This window comes from Paracoccus sp. MKU1 (genome assembly GCF_001447385.1).
In the GTDB taxonomy this organism is placed as follows: Bacteria; Pseudomonadota; Alphaproteobacteria; order Rhodobacterales; family Rhodobacteraceae; genus Paracoccus.
Genome location: NZ_LLWQ01000026.1, coordinates 1 through 915 on the forward strand (window position 1 = coordinate 1; position 915 = coordinate 915).

The window sequence follows — 915 nt, forward strand, 5'->3', positions numbered from 1 at the left end:
CAGGTCGATGCGCGACAGATAAGCCAGCATCGCCAGCCCCATGATGACGACCGGAATGGTCGGCGGCAGCAGCGCCAGCGCCAGATAGACCTGCTTGCCGAGAAAGCGGTAGCGGTAGTCCGTATAGGCCGCGCCGAAGCCCAGCACGGTCGAGATAACGCCCACCGCCGCGCCGACCATGAGCGTGTTGCGCAACCCCTCCCAGACCAACGGGTCGGTGGCGACGGCACGATACCACTCGGTCGAGAAGTGTCCCAGCGGGATCGAGGGAAAGCGATCCGAGTTGAAGGAGAACACGAAACTGGCAAGGATCGGCGCAAAGACGAACAGATAGGCCAGGATCACATAGAGCTTGAGCGCCGCATCGATCAGCGGATTGCGGTTCAGTTCGTTCTGCTGGTTCATTTCGTGCGCCCCTTATAGGCGAAGCGGACGGCCAGGAAGGCCACGACCATCAGCGTCGCGATCATGGTCAGCGCGATCACCGCCGCGCGGGGCCATTGCTGACCGGATTTCGTGGTGTCGGTGATCAGGATGGACAGCGTGGTCGGGTCGCCGCCGCCCAGATAGATCGGGCTGACGAAATCGCCGAAGCACAGGATGAAGCTGAACAGCGCCGCGATCACCAGCCCGACCCGGGCCGAGGGGATCACTACCGCAAAGACCGTGCGCAGCCTGCCGCAGCGCATGTTGTGCGCAGCCTCGATCAGCGTGCGGTCGACGAAGATCAGGCTGAAAAGCTGGAGCAGCACGACCAGCGGAAAGCCCAGGGTCACATAGCCCAGCATGGTCGCGACAACGGTGTTGAGCAGGTTGAAGGGGCCAAGGCCAAGCCAGCCCAGCACTACATTGATGATGCCCGCGTCGGACAAAAAGATCTGCCAGGAATAGACCCGGACCAGGTAGCTGGTGAAG

2 protein-coding genes are annotated in these 915 nt (G+C 62.3%); both read right to left on the reverse strand.

What is annotated here, in order from left to right:
* Positions 1-405 (reverse strand): ABC transporter permease (locus AQY21_RS02050; RefSeq protein ID WP_369807743.1); only part of this gene is annotated, 405 nt, incomplete at its 3' end.
* A partial coding sequence (locus tag AQY21_RS02055) for an ABC transporter permease (RefSeq protein ID WP_152988064.1) occupies positions 402-915 on the reverse strand: 514 nt, incomplete at its 5' end. The genes AQY21_RS02055 and AQY21_RS02050, both read right to left, overlap by 4 nt.